The following is a 15,988-nucleotide window of genomic DNA, read 5'->3' as shown; positions in this document are numbered from 1 at the left end:
CCCGAGCCCGCGATCCTCCAAAGGAGGCAGCCTGAGGCTCGGGGACTCTCCGACAGGCGTAGCGGCGCAGTCTCCTTGCTCTTTAACGCCGTGGAGGCCCCGCAGGCGAACCCGCCAGGGGAGCCTAAGAAGGGACGCTCCCCCGCCGAACAAACCACCTGTCCGCTTGCCAACCTTCTTCCGTCGAGATTTACTTGCGGGTGTCCAGAGGGCTGCGGCCCTTGGGGTCCCCCTTAGAAGGGGGATTTAGGGGGATGCCACGCACTAGGGGGATGACCCCACGCAAAAACGAGCGTCATCCCGCCCCACAAGGGGCGAGACGACGCTCGCGATACCACCCTAATTCAGTGCATGAGCACCTCCTTAGAGGGAGAGTATTCAGGCACGATCTCAGTTCCGCGCCGTTACTTTATGACGCGGGTCCGGTGTAACGTCCGGCAGACGGCTCGGCTTACACACGCAGGATATGCGCTTCAGCGTCGCTTCTAAGGGGAGATTTTCCGGCAGGGTCTGAACATCGGCTCTCAGCAATCACCGATTCTCTGGGGAACAGATTCTTGTCGTACTTGGCCCTTCATCGAATTACATATAAACATGGTTGTAGATATGTTCTAGTTATAGCCTCTTTGAACGTAATTGTCAACCGCATGGCAAACGCCCTAAAATGCGTTTTCGGTAACCTCACGGCTCTCAAGCGCATTCCAGTCATCTTGAGAGAGCAGTTCCAGTTGAGCTTCAAGCAACGTCCGGAAACGTGTCCGGTAAATAGAGGCCTGCTTACGCAGCTCTTCAGTCTCAATCGAAATCCTGCGGGATTTCGATAAAGCTTCGTTAATGATACGGTCAGCGTTCTTCTCCGCTTCCTTGATAATCAGCTGCGATTCCTTCTTGGAGTTGTTCTTCACTTCATCTGCTGCTTCCTGAGCAATGATGATCGTCTTGGACAACGTCTCCTCGATGTTCACAAAGTGGTCCAGACGCTCCTGAAGGGCCAGGAGCTGATTTTGCTGTTCCTTGTTCTCACGGATGACGCTTTCGTAATCCTTGATGACCTGGTCCAGAAACTCGTTGACCTCATCCTCGTCATAACCGCGGAGCCGCCGGGAAAACTCCTTGTTATGTATATCGAGCGGCGTTAATGGCATGCTGTGCACCTCCTAGAAATTTCGGACCTTCCTGACCTCTGCAGCCGTGCAGCGGACAAAGAAGCAAGATTGTAACTCAAGTATTAGGCATAAGTTGCTGTTTCATTCTCTCTGCCGGCTAGGGTTCGCCTCTTCTACACTATCGGCGTCCAGCTTCGAATTCGTTTGTTTCCCATGAGTTAATCATTTTCGACAAGGAAAGCGGGATTCCTGCAAAGGGACTCACACAAATTTGCCAACCTGAACCCGGTATCGACCTTTTTTCGTCAAGCCGCCCACTTCCAGCACCTTGAACCGGCCAAAGCCTTGCAGAGATACCACATCGCCTTCCTTGAGTGTGGTGGACGGATCCTCCTCCACCTTCCAGTTCACCCGTACCCGTCCGCTTTTGATCGGCGCAAGAACTTTGCTCCGGCTAAGACGGGTCACATCCGCAGCAATGCCGTCAAGCCGCAGGGAGGCTACAGTCAAATCCATCATTTCAAGCTTGGTCTCACTGCTACGCAGCGAGGAAAGCGGCAAGATTTCAGTGCTGACATTAACCTTATGCACACCATGCAGATTCATAGTGAGATAATCGGCGATATCTGCTGTTACTACGACATGGCAACCATCCGCAAGCACATGAATATCACCGATTTTGCTTCGTTTGATTCCAAGGCCCAAAATGGCGCCCATATAATCCCCGTGCTCCAGAGCCAGAAATTTCTGTTCTCCAGAGGTAATCGCTAACACTTTCATTTCCATGTCTTCGCCATCCAGCTCGCGGTAATCTGGCGCAATCAGGGCTCTACACCGCTCTGCATCTTCATGCCCACCTTCCAATCTGACGATGACATCAGGGTGGCGGTTCACCAAACTTTGCAGAATATGGCCTTGGCGCGGATCAAGGAAATCAGTCAGTTTACTCTCATGATATTGCCCCGCAGCCGTCACCCAGTCCCAGGTCCTGTCCACAAACTGCCGCTCGTCGGGATGAAAATGCCCGTAGATTTCTGTCTTCAGCATAGGTTACAGAACGTAACTCAGCAAAGATTTGAGGCCGTACACTGCCCATCTGAGGACAAACAACGCAACGATCGGCGAGATATCCAGCATTCCGAAGAGTGGCGGAATAATCCGGCGGAAAGGGGACAAATACGGTTCAACCAGCTTCGCTAGCAGTTCCCCGATAAAGTTCTCACGAACACTAGGAACCCAGGACATCAGGATATAGATAAAAATCATGTAGAAGTAAATATTAAACAGGATATCAATAATGGAGCTAACTTCATAATACAAAGCCCGTTCACCTCATTCTGTTATAGTCTTGTTCGTCGCCAAGGATCTCGGTGATGGAGCCTTGAATTTCAACCGTATCCGGAGTGCACATAAATATATTGCCCCCGATTTTGGATATTCCTCCACCCAGGGCATAAACAGTTCCGCTTAGAAAATCAATAATTCGCATAGCCTGGTCATTGCGCACCCGTTGCAGGTTAATTACAACGGTCCGGTGTGCCCGGAGATGATCGGCAATTTCCTGCGCTTCCTCATAGGAGCGGGGCTCATACAGCACAACCTTGACATTTTTCTGTGAGTGGATGCTGACGACGTTGTTGGTCCGCTGATTCTTGCGGGTTTCTACAGGGGTTGGCTCGTACTCATCTTCCTCACGTGAAGAAATCTGCTCCCGCTCCACAATCTCCTCTTCCTCCTGCAAGCCAAAAAAACTCATAAAACGGTTCATAACACCCATCACCTATCCCTCCTTGTGACCTACCAACACCGTACCCAAGCGAACCCAGGTAGCTCCTTCCTCTATCGCCACTTCAAAATCATTTGACATTCCCATCGACAGTTCCGTGATCGGCTCCGGTGTCAGTCCCTGCCGATTCAGCTCATCACGCAATTCTCGAAGTCCACGGAAGACAGGGCGAGTCAGTTCAGGCTCCATCTCATAAGGCGCCATGGTCATTAGTCCGATCACGTTAACCCGGTCAAGGTCAGCGATTTCCTGCAAAAATCCCGGCACATCAGCAGGAGACAAGCCAAATTTCGTATCCTCACCCGAGATGTTAACCTGCAGAAAAACATTGACCTTCTGTCCGATGCTCTCGGCCTTTCGCTGCAGCTCCCGGGCCAGCGAGATGCGGTCCAGGGAGTGTATATATTGAAATTTACCGATAACATCTTTTACCTTGTTCGTTTGCAAGTGACCGATGAAATGCCAGGTCCCTTTCTCTCCCAAGGCCAACCACTTATGCTCAGCATTCTGCCAGCGGCTCTCAGCGACATGCTCCAGCCCTGCTTCCAGCACAGCGGATACCGTATCCAGGGAAACGTATTTCGTAACCGCGATTACCTTGATATCCTTGCGGTCCCGTCCGCTCGTCGCACAGGCGCGCGCTATGCGCTCTTCTACCTCGGCTATTCTATCCTGTAGTGTCAAAGCCAACTTTCAACTCTCCTTTATTCCGATCCAGCTCGTCATTCTGCCTGTAATCCCATTTTCCGCACGGTATGAAAAGAAAATATCTGTATTACAGCTTGTACACCATGATGTACATTCGATATGAGTCGGCAATATTCCTGCTTTTATCATAATGCGTCGATTCATTTCTTTCAAGTTCAGCATACATTTACTGCTATCCGCAGCAGAAGCGCTGTACAGCACCCCTCCCAGCCCTGGCGACTCCCCACACTCTGCTTCTAGACGCCGGATATGATTCATCACATAATCGTCGACTTCATAACAGCAATCACCAATCGAAGGGCCGATGGCGGCACGAATATCCTCCGGACGACTCCCATACGCTTGCTCCATGGCCTGAACAGCGGCAGCAGCAATTTCCGCTACAGTCCCTTTCCAGCCTGCATGAGCAAGACCTACGGCACAATTGATGGGATCATAGAAATACAGCGGTACACAATCCGCATAGAATGAAGTCAGCAGTACACCCGGAACGTTGGTGACCATTGCATCTGTAGCCTGAAAAGCTGAGGCCCTGTCTAAACGCCCACGTCCACGGTCATTCTCAGTAACGACAGCGACTACAGCGCCATGCGTTTGCTCGCCGCAGGTCCAGTCCTCCAGAGCAAATCCCAGATTATCGACCAGCTTTGTCCGGTTATTCATTACATCGGCGGAGTTATCCCCGACATGGAATGCACAGTTAAAACTATCATAGGGCGCCGTGCCAGCCCCACCCTCTCTGCCAGTAAATCCCGCAGTTATTTCCGGATGCTCCTCTGCCCACGGTTCCACCCACAGCAGTATGGGAGACTCCTCACTCCGTACAAACGGTTCCATTTCCTCACCTCCGCCTTAGTGTAACACAGGGCAAAACTCCCCACAAAGAAATGCCTTTGATCCAGGGCAGATCTCCGAAAATTCAGGCATTTTGACCTAGATTGCAAGAAAACAGCCAAAGAAAAAGACGCATCATTAATACATGCGCCGTTCACTGCGGTCTCCCCGCTCCAAATACATCGTTTGCCGTTCTTCCTCAGCCTGGGGCATCCGGTTCTCTTCGATTTTCACGAGGACAACATCCGAGCCGATCTTCACAATATTCCTCCAGGGAATGATCAGGTCTGCACCGCCGCCGAACAATCCCATAAACCGGGTATACCCGGGAACCACAATAGCATCAATAACACCCCGCCGGAGATCCAGCTCCAAATCACTGATCTGTCCTAGCCGCTTACCATCCACGATATTGATGACATCCTTCGTCTGAAAATCAGAGATCTTCATTTTTTTGCCCGCTCCTATAGTATCCTGATTCATTTCATCACCCCTGTACCAACAGACCTATAGTCCAATATATGATCCCTAAGCTTGGCAACATGTCTATTTCGTCCCCAATCTTCCTCCCTTGGACAAATATAATTTGGAAGCACCATTTATTCAGAAGACAGAAGTATTCATAGAAAAAAGGAATGTCCCAGGCCCTAAATGCGGCTGAAGGAACATCCCTTTTTTTAGTGAAGCAAATAATTACGATTTAACATGCTTCTGCATTTGCTGAATCGCGGATTTCTCCAGCCGCGAGACTTGAGCCTGTGAAATACCGATTTCATCCGCGACTTCCATTTGGGTCTTCCCTTCGAAAAAGCGCATGGACAGAATCCGCTTTTCCCGGCCACCAAGCTTTCGCATAGCTTCCCGCAGGGCAATTTCCTCAATCCATGAGACATCCTTGTTCTTGTCATCACTGATCTGGTCCATGACATAAATCGGATCCCCGCCGTCATGATAGATCGGTTCGAACAAAGAGACTGGGTCCTGAATGGCATCAAGGGCAAAGACAACATCTTCTTTCGGTACACCAAGGGCTTGCGAAATTTCGAAAATCGTCGGTTCCCGCGAGTTCTGGTTGGTCAGACTGTCGCGAACCTGCAGCGCCTTGTAGGCAATATCCCGCAGTGATCTGGAGACACGAATCGGATTGTTATCGCGCAAGTATCTGCGAATCTCACCGATGATCATGGGAACCGCATATGTGGAGAACTTAACATTTTGCGATAAGTCAAAATTGTCGATGGCTTTCATAAGCCCGATGCACCCCACCTGGAACAGGTCGTCCACGAATTCCCCCCGGTTGTTGAACCGCTGAATTACACTCAGGACCAATCTCAGGTTGCCGTTAACCAATTTCTCTCTGGCGGATCGCTCCCCCTGTTGCTGCAGCGAAGTGAACAATTCACGCATTTCAACGTTCGTTAGAACGGGCAATTTGGATGTGTCCACACCGCAAATCTCGACTTTATTACGGGTCATGATGATTAACCTCCCAAGGAGAAACATTACTGTACATTATCTCCCCGGCCCGGCATTTTATTCCTTGATGATCTCACCTCAGACCATCTTGTTGAACTCCTTGCGCAGCCGCTTGATAATTCTCTTTTCCAGACGCGAGATGTAGGATTGGGAGATACCCAGCAGATCAGCCACGTCTTTTTGCGTCTTCTCCTCGCCGCCGCGCAGCCCGAATCTCAGCTCCATAATCAGCCGTTCCCGCTCGCTCAGCTTCTCCAGTGCCTTCTGCAGCAGCTTGCGGTCCACTTGTTCTTCAATGTTCCGGTAAATCGTATCATTCTCGGTTCCTAGCACATCAGACAGCAGCAGTTCATTACCGTCCCAGTCAATATTCAGCGGCTCGTCGAAGGAAACCTCGCTGCGTGTTTTGCTGTTGCGCCGCAGATACATCAGGATCTCGTTCTCGATACAACGCGAGGCATAAGTTGCCAGTTTGATTTTTTTCTCCGGATCAAAGGTATTAACCGCCTTAATCAGTCCGATCGCCCCGATGGAGACGAGATCTTCGATGTTGATGCCAGTGTTCTCGAATTTGCGGGCAATGTAGACGACAAGCCGCAGGTTTCGCTCAATCAGCATCGCCCGTACCGCCGCATCACCGCTGGACAGCCGCTGCAGCAGAAACTCCTCCTCCTCGCGAGTTAACGGGGGTGGCAGGGCCTCGCTCCCGCCGATATAATAAATTTCCTGGCTCTTCAGCCCCAGCAGAAACAGCATGCGGTAATATTGTAGCTGCAGCGAAATTTTCCATTTGATCATTCTTGTTCCTCCTTCAAGATGTGCCTGGCTCGTAATAGAATGGCCTTGAGAAACGTACGTGTCTGTCAGTCGTATGCCCATATCAGGAAGGCACCGCCTCGGCACTTTCCCGCACAACCAGATCCGGATGTATCACAGCCCGATACGCTCCGTCTCCCGAAAGTGTCCCGCCATCCAGCCCGATCAGCACCCGCTTACTGCAAAAAGTGTCTGCATCTAGCTTGATGGTCACAAGGTCAGGTTTCAGGGCGAGCATAAACGATGCACTTCGGTTCACTCCCCGGTAAGGGACCAGCCGAATTCTGTCTTGCCAGGTAAAGGACTGCCCGTCCGTCTCCAGCAAAAGTTGGTCCGCACTACTCTGTGTCAGCCTCCCCTTCCAAGATGCTGGAAGCTGTGTCTCCCAGAGCGACGATTCCATGACCATGACGGGAATCCGGGTCAACGGATCACTTAGCCTGTTACCTGTATCCAGCAGACCAAGACAGGTAACAGTAACACCATCAATCTCTACAGTCACTTCTCCAATATAAGACTCTAGCTGTTCACGCTTAATCCTAGAAGTGTGTACCACCTTGAAGCAGAGCAGCACCAACGGCAGAAGTGCAATAACGAACCAAATACCGATTTTCAGCCTGTAGGCATGCCCGCCTGCCGCCGTGAACATGATGCCATTCCAGATATCACCTGAGCTCTGCAGTAGATAATGAATGCCAACAATTCCGCCTGCTGCCGCAAAATTGATGATATAAAAAGCGCCCATCGTCCGCAGATAGCGCTGAAGGCTCCCGAACCCAAAGGCAATCCACAGCATAATCACTGACAATCCGAACTTGATAAGGAAGGTATACAGGAAGGTCAGCTCCGGTACAAACATCATGACTACATACAGCGCTCCAACGACAGCAGACAGCACAAGCCTCCACCAAGATACCTTGAGCTTGACCAGCCAGCCTGTCAGCCAGAGCAACACTCCGTCAATCAGCAAATTGGCGGCGAATATCAAGTCAATATAAACTACCAGAACATTCACCTGCCTACAGACTGCAATCTATTCCCGAAACGGACAATAGAGCAGGCTCTCTTTTTTGGACGATATGATTAGTATAGAAAGTCTCGTATTCAAAGTCTGTCTAAACTTGGGGGGCATTCTTGCGGTTTTTTTGTCGAGTTATAGAACAGCAATCGTCATTGCAGCATAAAAAGACCAGCCGTTTCCGGCTGGCCCTTGGAATATCCTTTCATACAGTCATAATCATCTACAATGCCTTAAATCTAAGGGTTACTAGATTCAATCTCCTCATCACTCCAGTCTAGTGGCTTCGCGAATTTCTGCCCGGTTTAACCCCATTGCCAACCGTTTCTTGGCGATCTCCAGCTTGGCCTTTAGTTGTCCTTCATGTACGCCTACTTTTCAGGCTTTCTTCATGACCGGTTCATTCATGCTTAGCACCTCCAGAAAGTGAATCTCTATATCCTGTATGAGCGCAATGCCGCTATTATCTTCACGCAAATGAAAAACACTTTGATACTCTCGCCGAGCAACCAACTATAATTCAAAATGTTGATCGTCACACACTTTTTAAGATCTCTGTATTTACCGCTTTCTTGAAGCTGTCCAGAATACCGTTTGCTCCAGTAATAAAGCGTTTGTTTTTCAATATCATACTTGGTGAACAACTGCATCTCAATATCAATCAGTCTGCCATCCACGGTCTTGGCCCATATATCAAAGATAGATTGCTTATCCAGCGGATCATCCTTATCCGTATACGGATTCAGCAGTACCACCTCATCCAGAGCAGGTTTACCAGCAGGCACAACAAAAAACACCGCATTGCCCTAGCTGTCAGCTAAAGCAATACGGTGCTTCCGTATATCTTATTAAAAATTCTATTTAGTCATTATTGCCGCGTGTACGGTTCCGGAGGAACGTTGGAATATCAAGCTGATCAGAAGTATTCTGATTGCCGAACGGACGCAAATTAGCATTCTTATCCGTCGCTGCTGGCTCGGTACTCGTGCTCGGAGCTGCCGGACGACGACCAGGTGCCATTGGTGAAGGTTTGTGTTCAAAGCCAGTTGCGATAACCGTAACTTTGATCTCATCCTTCATACTCTCTTCGATAATGGCACCAAAGATCATATTTACTTCCGGATCTGAGGCCTCAGTGACGATTTCCGCCGCTTCATTAACCTCATAAAGTGAAAGGTTAGATCCACCGGTAATATTCATGATAACTCCGCGTGCGCCCTCAATAGACGTCTCCAGGAGCGGGCTCATAATCGCTTTGCGTGCAGCTTCCGCAGCACGGTTCTCACCGTTGGCAATCCCGATGCCCATTAGTGCTGAACCACGTTCAGTCATGATCGTTTTCACGTCTGCAAAGTCAAGGTTGATTAAGCCGGGAACCTGAATCAAATCCGAGATACCCTGTACCGCTTGGCGCAATACGTTGTCCGCTTCGCGGAAAGCTTCAAGCATCGGGGTCTTCTTGTCCACGATCTCGAGAAGTCGATCATTCGGGATAACGATTAGGGTATCGACCTTTTCTTTCAAAGCTTCAATACCAAGATCAGCTTGATTGGAACGCTTTCTACCTTCAAAGGTAAACGGGCGTGTCACCACGCCTACAGTCAATGCTCCACACTCTCTGGCAATTTCAGCAATTACCGGTGCTGCTCCTGTTCCTGTACCGCCGCCCATCCCTGCGGTAACAAACACCATATCTGCACCTTTAAGCGTGTTTGAGATCAAATCGCGGGATTCCTCCGCCGCTTTTTTGCCGACCTCTGGATTGGCTCCTGCACCAAGTCCACGAGTCAATTTATCCCCAATTTGCAGCTTATGCTCCGACTTGGCCATATGCAGCGCTTGGGCATCCGTGTTAACGGTAATGAACTCGACGCCTTGAACGCCATTTTCGATCATTCGGTTGACCGCGTTGCTTCCGCCGCCACCCACGCCAATGACTTTTATTTGCGCCAAGCTCTCCATTTCAAAATCAAATTCCAACATATTGTTCCATCTCCCCCTAGAAAAGTGCTTGGATGCCCGGTCCAAGTATATCTGGTCTTACAGTTATATAAACTCGCTGAACATGTTCTTCAAACGTTCTACCAAGCCAGGCTTCCGAGCGGTATCCTGGTTTGGAGCGGCACTCTGCTTCGTGCGGGCCGCCGTCTTCTTGTTGCCGCTTCCGCCGGTACTGCGTCCACGGAATCTGCGGACCACATTATGCAGAATGCCGACACCACCGGTAAATCCGGGGTCGCGCACACCGATATAATCGGGTACAGCTATACGTACAGATGCCGCCAGCTCTGCTTGAGCAACCTTTAACACACCTGGCATAGAAACAGTGCCGCCCGATAGTATATAACCTCCGGGAAGCTCACTGTAACCCAGGCGCTTCACTTCTTTGCGGATTAGATGGAAAATTTCCTGAACTCGCGGTTCAATAATCGCCGCTAGATCCTCCTGATTGAACTCCTTCTCCACGTTGCTGCCAATACGCAGCACCTTGAAGACTACATCCGAAGCCGCATCGTCGATCCAGGCGCAGCCATATTTCAGCTTCACCTTCTCCGCCTGATCGGTCAGTGTCCGAAGTCCATAAGCAATATCATTGGTTACAAATTCCCCTCCGATCGGAATCGTGGAGGTTGCAGTGAGGGAACCCTCTTCATATACGGCAATTGTAGTTGATCCTGCTCCGATATCGACCAAGACCGCTCCCATCGACTTCTCGTCTTTAGAGAGCGCCAATCCGCCAGCGCCAAGAGACATCAGCACAAGATCCTTAACTTTCAGTCCTGATTTCTCTACGCAGCGCAGCAAATTATGTATTGGCGTCTTCGCACCGGTGATAATGGTCGCGTCAACTTCCAGACGGACGCCGATCATCCCGCGCGGGTCCTGAATGCCCTCGAGGCCATCGACGATATATTGCTTGGCGACAACATCGATCACTTCGCGTTCTGGAGGCAAGGCGAGCACCTCTGCCGCCTTGATCACGCGATCAATATCATCTTCACCGATCTCACGATCTTCATTCTGAACGGCCACAACACCGTGGCTGGACTGCAGGCCGATATGGTTGCCGGTAATCCCGACATAGACCTCGGATATTTGAATACCAACCATTTGCTCTGCATGATCTACAGCGCTTTTGATTGATTGCACAGTCTGGTCGATATCTACAATCGCACCTTTGCGTATTCCTTCCGAATCAGCAGATCCAACGCCAATAATATTAAAGGTTCCATTGGTAACTTCACCAATGATCGCCCGAACTTTGGATGTACCGATGTCCAAACTAACAATGATGTCATTGTTGCTCAAGCCCTATGGCACCTCCTGTTATAATCAAAGTAAATTGCAAAGCCTTTCCCGGTCTCGGGAAACATCTTCTGTACATATTCAACATACCTAATCCTTTCCCTCTTTTTTCTACAAATTTTTTGAGTGGAATAATAATACAGCTATCCCAGAAGCAAATGACTCTGCTAAAAATCAAAAAGCAGACCATTTTACACAAGAAATATAAGCAAAAGAGTGAAAATATATCCATAAATATGCTCAGATTCCAAAAAATCCGGAGAAAAAAGAGGGATGGAGCTCACAACCCATAAAATCTATTTTAGCATTTTTTTAAATCTATTAGTAGGGACTATTTACTCTTGTGTACCTATTTCCCCTCTGTTTCTGCCTCTTCCGGTTGGAATGGAACGTAGGAATCCGCCTCTAGCATCGTGATCAATCCGGGTTGCTCCGTTTCTATGACCTGATTCAGATAGCCAACCTTATTCTTCAGCAGCGAAATCGCCGTAATCACTTCAAATTTGGAGCGTGTGTACAGCTTAATTCTATCCGGAAAAGACAACGTCGGCGAAGGTACAATTTCAGAAATATCGCTAGTCAATTCATTAGGAATCCCAGCCAGTACCTGGGACAACTTTGCCTTAAACGGATCCGATGGTTTCCAATTGGTCAGAATAGGCTTCTCGACGGCAATCCCAGTCTCATTCACCTTAACAGCTGCTCCGCTGGAGAGAATGGCCTTAAGGCTGCCTTCCTGATCCAGTTCATAAGCCACCGCGGGATACTCCTCAATGTGTATGGAGATTAAGCCAGGAAACTTCTTGTCCACCGTTGCTTTCTGCACAGTATCCAGCTTCATCATAGCTTCCTCCACAGCACCCTTCGAGACAGCAAAGAACTGTCCCCCGGTCTGCAGACCGCTTTGGGCTAGCAATTCTTCTCGCGTGGAATACTTGCTTCCCTCAAAATCTATCTCTGTAATCCGGCTAGCAGACGAACGAAAAAAAATCATAGCAAGCAGCGCGGTGAACAGCAGGATTAGAATAAAGGTAATCTTGCGGCTCATTTTCTTTTTGGGCTTGTCCTCTTTCAAGAGAGGCACAGTGGTTTTAGGCATTCTCATTTCTCCGTAGTAAGGCCCTGTCTCCTTCCTGAGCAATTCATCCGAAGGAGACAGGGAGCTTTAATTGGCCAAATCAATCGGTCCCGGAACAGGCACCTTGCGGCTAATGCGGGCACCCAGTTTCTGAAACAACTTCTCAATACCGTCATAGCCCCGGTCAATGTGATGCGCCTGCTCGACAATGGTCGTCCCGTTGGCGGCAAGGCCGGCAATCACAAGCGCTGCCCCCGCCCGCAGGTCGGTTGCCTCTACAGTAGCCCCGTAGAGCCTCTGCACACCGCGAATAAACGCCCGGTTCAGGTCAATAGAAATATCCGCACCCATACGGGCCATTTCCTCCACGTGCTTGAATCGACCCTCAAACACGGTTTCTTTGATCACACTAAAACCGTCGGCGAGCGACAGCAGCACCATCACCTGAGACTGGAGGTCCGTCGGGAACGAAGGATAAGGAGAGGTCACAATCCGCTCTACTCCCCGGGGACGCCCCATACAACTGACATTAATTATATCATTGCAGACTGTAATTTGAACACCGGCGCGCTTGAGCACATGAATAAGCGAGGTCAAATGCCCTGCGTTAGTATGCGTCAACGTAACGTTGCCCCGTGTTGCCGCCGCCGCAATCATTACGGTTCCAGCTACAATCCGGTCCGGAATGACCTCATACGTACAGGGACTAAGCTTCTTCACCCCTTGAATGGTGATGGTATCAGTCCCTGCACCCATGATCTGGGCCCCCATCTTGTTCAAAAAATGCTGAAGATCCTGTATCTCCGGTTCCCTGGCCGCACCGGTTATCGTTGTGGTGCCTTCCGCCGTGGCCGCAGCCATCATAATATTCTCTGTCGCCCCTACGCTTGGGTAGTCTAGATGAATATCACTCCCCGTAAGCTTTTCCGCCCTGCAGGAGATTTGGCCGCTACTTTCCTCGATCACCGCACCGAGCGCCTTCAGACCCTGCAAATGAAGATCAATCTTGCGTTCGCCGATAGCGCAGCCCCCCGGCTGATAGATCTTCACCTCGCCAAATCTGGCGAGTAGCGGACCCATCAGAAAAATCGAGGACCTCATCTGCCGCATTAAATCCTCTGGAACATGAGAAGTAGACACGGAGGACGTGTCAATCGTCACCCTCTCGTCTTCATGCACACTTTTGCAGCCCAGCCGGTCTAGAATATCCAGCATGGTCACGGTGTCCAGCAGCTTCGGCACATTATGCAGTGAGTGAACTCCTTCGGCCAGCAGGCTTGCCGCTAGGATCGGCAGCGCCGCATTTTTTGCTCCATGGATCCGAATGGTGCCGGACAGGGGACTCCCACCCTCAATCACCAATTTGTCCAATGTATCACCTCCGAGATTACCGCTCACCCACCACAAACACTTCCGGTACCAGGGTCCTCATGAAATGAACAGGAACGCCCGCCTGACCTCATCTCAATGCCGGAAGTGTCTGGGTGATTGTCACGATTATAGGATTATCCTATGTTCAATCTCTCGGGTGTGTGACTGCGGCAGCCAATAAGGCATTTTCCGCCGCCGCAGTCCTAATTCCAGACTTATTCCCCACTTTCGTACGGGCTGTGCTATAGCCGCTCAAGAATTACTTTTTCTTGCCGACAAGTTTGTACAGCTCACTGACAACCAGCGCGGCAGAATCCCTTTTACCCAAACGCAGTGAGGACTCAGACATTTTACGGCGAACAGCCTCATCTCCGATAATCTTGGCAACAGCTCCATGTAGCGCCTGCCCGTTCAGTTCTTTCTCCAACACCACCACGGCAGCGCCTTCGCGTTCCAGCTGTCTGGCATTGGCTTCCTGGTGATTATTCGTTACGTTAGGAGAAGGTATAAGTACAGAAGGAATTCCCAGGGCCGTAATCTCCGAAAGAAATGAAGCGCCCGCACGGTTAACAATCAGGGACGTGCATGCTAGTACTTCCGGCATATTGTGAATATAAGGAAGCACATGCAGCCAGTTTGGAATACTCCCCAATTTTTGCCGCAGAGCTTTGCGGGTCTCTTCAAAATAAGGCTCGCCAGTCACATAAACATAATGAACTCCATTACCCTTACCCACAAAAGGGGCCATGTCAATCATCGCATCATTAATGGCCTTCGCTCCCCGGCTGCCGCCGACCACCAGCACAACCGTGCTGTCTTCGGGAATTCCAAGCGATGCATATCCACGCTGTGCGCTTGCCGTGGTTACTGTAGTCGCCCGCGGGTTGCCGGTATAGATGACCCGTTTCCCTCCAGGAAACGCGGACTCCGTGCCTTCAAAGCTGACAGCCACTGTATCCGCATAACGGCTCAGAAAGCGGTTAGTCAGACCAGGAATGGCATTCTGCTCATGAATCAATGTTGGGATACCCAGCCTTGATGCGGCATACACGACAGGCCCGCAGACATAACCACCCGTCCCAATCACTACATCTGGCTTGAACTCTTTGAGCATCGCTTTAGAAGCTCTGACTCCTTTCAGAAAACGCATAACGGTCTTAACGTTATCCAGAGACAGCTTGCGGCGGAAGCCGGTAATATCAATAGATTTGAACGGAATGTTCTCCTGGGGAACCAGTTTGCTCTCCAGGCCGCGCGTGCCGCCAATATACAGAAAAGCAGCTTGGTCGTCCTCTGCTTCCAATTGCCTTGCAACAGCGACGGCCGGATAGATATGTCCACCTGTGCCGCCGCCACTTAATACGATACGCATGCCTTTCACCTCGCATAACGGGATAAATTCAGTAGAATACCGAGTGCCGTGAGCATGAGGGTTAACGAGGACCCACCATAGCTGATCAGCGGAAGCGTAATGCCCGTTACCGGCATAAGGCCGATAACCACACCAATGTTGATGACGACCTGCACAGCCACCATACAGACGATGCCTACGGCCAGATAGCTCCCAAAGCGGTCAGGTAGGCTCATCGCCACCCTCATCCCGCGCCAGATCAGAATCAGGAATAAGCTCAGTACCGCCAAGCCCCCGATAAATCCCAGTTCCTCGGCCAATATAGAAAAAATAAAATCAGTCTGTGGTTCCGGCACATAACTGTACTTCTGGCGGCTCATTCCAAGCCCCATACCCCCAAGCCCGCCAGGACCGATGGCGTACAGCGATTGGATAATCTGATAGCCCGCGCCGAGCGGATCGGACCAAGGGTCCAGGAACGCCGTGATCCGCTGTAAACGATACGGCGCCGTGGCAATCAGCCCGGCAAATCCGGCCAGGCCCGCAATGCCCAGAGATACCAAATGCTTCATCCGGGCACCAGCTGTGAAGACCATCATCAATGCGGCGCCGAACATGACGGTGCCCGTCCCAAGGTCGGGCTGGAGCATAATCAAACCAAAAGCTGTACCAATCAGCGCCAGCGGAGGTAGCAGTCCACGGGTGAAGGTGGAAATATCATAATCATCGCGCCCCAGCCAATTGGCCAGGAACAGGATCATGCCCATCTTCATGAACTCCGAAGGCTGAATGCCGAAGGAGCTAATGCCCAGCCAACTGCGCGCCCCGCCGCGCACGACCCCGATTCCAGGAATCAACACCATCACCAGTAATACAAAACAAACGATCAAAAGCGGTTTGGCAAACTTCTTCAGAACGCGATAATCCGTATTGGCAGTAAGAAACATGACCACCAGTCCTAGACCCGCGAACAACAGCTGCCTTTTGACAAAATAAAACGAGTCTCCATAATTGCGAAAGCCCAAGACGGATCCGGCGCTGTATACCATCACCATGCCGATAGCCAGCAGGGCAAGAATAGGGATCAGCAGCCAAATATCCGGCGCATGACGGGATTTGTTCATGAGGAGCACACCTC

16 protein-coding genes and 1 pseudogene are annotated in these 15,988 nt (G+C 50.5%); all 17 read right to left on the bottom strand.

Annotated elements, in window-relative coordinates:
• Nucleotides 1-659 precede the first annotated feature (659 nt).
• Nucleotides 660-1,145 carry a DivIVA domain-containing protein gene (locus tag ACFVRY_RS13010; RefSeq protein ID WP_387500603.1) on the bottom strand — a complete coding sequence of 162 codons (486 nt, stop codon included), beginning with the start codon at nucleotides 1,143-1,145 and terminating at the stop codon, nucleotides 660-662.
• A 222-nt stretch (nucleotides 1,146-1,367) separates the two neighbouring features.
• Nucleotides 1,368-2,150 (bottom strand): YlmH family RNA-binding protein, encoded by a 783-nt coding sequence (locus ACFVRY_RS13005; protein ID WP_387500967.1) that lies wholly within the window; start codon nucleotides 2,148-2,150, stop codon nucleotides 1,368-1,370.
• A 6-nt stretch (nucleotides 2,151-2,156) separates the two neighbouring features.
• Nucleotides 2,157-2,426 carry a YggT family protein gene (locus tag ACFVRY_RS13000; RefSeq protein WP_387500602.1) on the bottom strand — a complete coding sequence of 90 codons (270 nt, stop codon included), beginning with the start codon at nucleotides 2,424-2,426 and terminating at the stop codon, nucleotides 2,157-2,159.
• A 7-nt stretch (nucleotides 2,427-2,433) separates the two neighbouring features.
• Entirely contained in the window at nucleotides 2,434-2,883 is a 450-nt protein-coding gene (locus ACFVRY_RS12995) for a cell division protein SepF (protein WP_066364116.1), read from the bottom strand.
• Between the two features lie 3 nt (nucleotides 2,884-2,886).
• Nucleotides 2,887-3,576: a YggS family pyridoxal phosphate-dependent enzyme gene (locus ACFVRY_RS12990; protein WP_387500966.1), complete on the bottom strand. Its 690-nt coding sequence runs from the start codon at nucleotides 3,574-3,576 to the stop codon at nucleotides 2,887-2,889.
• Between the two features lie 9 nt (nucleotides 3,577-3,585).
• Nucleotides 3,586-4,437 carry a peptidoglycan editing factor PgeF gene (gene pgeF / locus ACFVRY_RS12985; RefSeq protein ID WP_387500601.1) on the bottom strand — a complete coding sequence of 284 codons (852 nt, stop codon included), beginning with the start codon at nucleotides 4,435-4,437 and terminating at the stop codon, nucleotides 3,586-3,588.
• Nucleotides 4,438-4,572: 135 nt separating this feature from the next.
• The gene (locus tag ACFVRY_RS12980) at nucleotides 4,573-4,884 is read right to left on the bottom strand and encodes a YlmC/YmxH family sporulation protein (protein WP_286154934.1); all 312 of its coding nucleotides are present in this window, start codon (nucleotides 4,882-4,884) and stop codon (nucleotides 4,573-4,575) included.
• 243 nt (nucleotides 4,885-5,127) lie between these two features.
• The gene (sigG, locus tag ACFVRY_RS12975; RefSeq protein WP_066364124.1) at nucleotides 5,128-5,910 is read right to left on the bottom strand and encodes an RNA polymerase sporulation sigma factor SigG; all 783 of its coding nucleotides are present in this window, start codon (nucleotides 5,908-5,910) and stop codon (nucleotides 5,128-5,130) included.
• 78 nt (nucleotides 5,911-5,988) lie between these two features.
• Entirely contained in the window at nucleotides 5,989-6,708 is a 720-nt protein-coding gene (sigE, locus tag ACFVRY_RS12970) for an RNA polymerase sporulation sigma factor SigE (RefSeq protein WP_066364125.1), read from the bottom strand.
• 82 nt (nucleotides 6,709-6,790) lie between these two features.
• Nucleotides 6,791-7,741, bottom strand: coding sequence for a sigma-E processing peptidase SpoIIGA (gene spoIIGA / locus ACFVRY_RS12965; RefSeq protein WP_387500600.1), 951 nt, complete (start codon nucleotides 7,739-7,741; stop codon nucleotides 6,791-6,793).
• A gap of 384 nt (nucleotides 7,742-8,125) precedes the next feature.
• Nucleotides 8,126-8,523: pseudogene (locus tag ACFVRY_RS12960) on the bottom strand (Rpn family recombination-promoting nuclease/putative transposase); the annotation flags it as partial.
• Between the two features lie 82 nt (nucleotides 8,524-8,605).
• Complete coding sequence (gene ftsZ, locus ACFVRY_RS12955; protein ID WP_387500599.1) at nucleotides 8,606-9,727, bottom strand: cell division protein FtsZ; 1,122 nt, start codon at nucleotides 9,725-9,727, stop codon at nucleotides 8,606-8,608.
• Between the two features lie 63 nt (nucleotides 9,728-9,790).
• Nucleotides 9,791-11,053: a cell division protein FtsA gene (gene ftsA, locus ACFVRY_RS12950; protein ID WP_066364130.1), complete on the bottom strand. Its 1,263-nt coding sequence runs from the start codon at nucleotides 11,051-11,053 to the stop codon at nucleotides 9,791-9,793.
• A 346-nt stretch (nucleotides 11,054-11,399) separates the two neighbouring features.
• Complete coding sequence (locus ACFVRY_RS12945; RefSeq protein ID WP_387500598.1) at nucleotides 11,400-12,149, bottom strand: cell division protein FtsQ/DivIB; 750 nt, start codon at nucleotides 12,147-12,149, stop codon at nucleotides 11,400-11,402.
• A 66-nt stretch (nucleotides 12,150-12,215) separates the two neighbouring features.
• Nucleotides 12,216-13,499 carry a UDP-N-acetylglucosamine 1-carboxyvinyltransferase gene (gene murA / locus ACFVRY_RS12940; RefSeq protein ID WP_387500597.1) on the bottom strand — a complete coding sequence of 428 codons (1,284 nt, stop codon included), beginning with the start codon at nucleotides 13,497-13,499 and terminating at the stop codon, nucleotides 12,216-12,218.
• A 259-nt stretch (nucleotides 13,500-13,758) separates the two neighbouring features.
• The gene (murG, locus tag ACFVRY_RS12935; protein ID WP_066364136.1) at nucleotides 13,759-14,871 is read right to left on the bottom strand and encodes an undecaprenyldiphospho-muramoylpentapeptide beta-N-acetylglucosaminyltransferase; all 1,113 of its coding nucleotides are present in this window, start codon (nucleotides 14,869-14,871) and stop codon (nucleotides 13,759-13,761) included.
• A 5-nt stretch (nucleotides 14,872-14,876) separates the two neighbouring features.
• On the bottom strand, nucleotides 14,877-15,974 hold the full coding sequence (gene spoVE / locus ACFVRY_RS12930; protein ID WP_387500596.1) for a stage V sporulation protein E: 1,098 nt from the start codon (nucleotides 15,972-15,974) through the stop codon (nucleotides 14,877-14,879).
• Nucleotides 15,975-15,988: the final 14 nt, after the last annotated feature.

This window comes from Paenibacillus sp. NPDC057934 (assembly GCF_042887565.1).
GTDB lineage: Bacteria > Bacillota > Bacilli > Paenibacillales > Paenibacillaceae > Paenibacillus_AQ.
This window is presented reverse-complemented; position numbering and strand designations above follow the sequence as displayed.

Bases quoted from the DNA above. Each gene is read 5' to 3' on its own strand.
- ACFVRY_RS12945 (WP_387500598.1), bottom strand. From the start codon at position 12,149: ATGCCTAAAACCACTGTGCCTCTCTTGAAAGAGGACAAGCCCAAAAAG.
- ACFVRY_RS12980 (WP_286154934.1), bottom strand. From the start codon at position 4,884: ATGAAGATCTCTGATTTTCAGACGAAGGATGTCATCAATATCGTGGAT.
- spoVE (WP_387500596.1), bottom strand. From the start codon at position 15,974: ATGAACAAATCCCGTCATGCGCCGGATATTTGGCTGCTGATCCCTATT.
- murG (WP_066364136.1), bottom strand. From the start codon at position 14,871: ATGCGTATCGTATTAAGTGGCGGCGGCACAGGTGGACATATCTATCCG.
- ACFVRY_RS13010 (WP_387500603.1), bottom strand. From the start codon at position 1,145: ATGCCATTAACGCCGCTCGATATACATAACAAGGAGTTTTCCCGGCGG.
- sigE (WP_066364125.1), bottom strand. From the start codon at position 6,708: ATGATCAAATGGAAAATTTCGCTGCAGCTACAATATTACCGCATGCTG.
- pgeF (WP_387500601.1), bottom strand. From the start codon at position 4,437: ATGGAACCGTTTGTACGGAGTGAGGAGTCTCCCATACTGCTGTGGGTG.
- ACFVRY_RS12995 (WP_066364116.1), bottom strand. From the start codon at position 2,883: ATGGGTGTTATGAACCGTTTTATGAGTTTTTTTGGCTTGCAGGAGGAA.
- ftsZ (WP_387500599.1), bottom strand. From the start codon at position 9,727: ATGTTGGAATTTGATTTTGAAATGGAGAGCTTGGCGCAAATAAAAGTC.
- sigG (WP_066364124.1), bottom strand. From the start codon at position 5,910: ATGACCCGTAATAAAGTCGAGATTTGCGGTGTGGACACATCCAAATTG.